The 503-nt window shown below is 39.8% G+C and carries 1 protein-coding gene; it reads left to right on the plus strand.

All coding sequences use genetic code 11. The features are described 5' to 3' along the window. Nucleotides 1-503 (plus strand): GerAB/ArcD/ProY family transporter (locus AAHB12_RS31295; protein WP_342048949.1); only part of this gene is annotated, 503 nt, incomplete at both ends.

Below are 503 nucleotides of genomic sequence, written 5' to 3' on the forward strand. Positions count from 1 at the left end.
TTTATGTGGGTGAGTCTCTATCTAATCATGGGCGGCATAAACCCGCTTGCCCGTCTGTTTGAAATAATCATCCCCATTACCGCCGGCATTTTTTTGGTTGTTGCTTTTCTGAGCTTCAAAACATTTGAGGTGGATAACCTGCGTCCAGTACTAGGGTTAGGGATCGTACCTGTACTAAAAGGAATCAAAACAACTGCTCTCTCCTATACAGGTTTTGAAAGCATGTTGATTATAATAGCATTTATGAAACAGCCAAACAAAGCAGTAAAAGCTGTTCTAGTTGGAATTTTTATCCCACTGATCTTTTACTTGATAACGGTCGTGATGGTTATTGGTACGCTATCCGTGGATGGATTAATAACGCTAACATGGCCGACACTTGATCTCATACGAAGTTTTGAAATGCCTGGTTTGCTATTTGAGCGGTTTGAATCCTTGTTACTCGCGATATGGATTATGAAAATGTTTACTTGTTTTAGTTTTGGCTACTATGCTGCTTCTTT

This window comes from Bacillus sp. OTU530 (genome assembly GCF_038440375.1).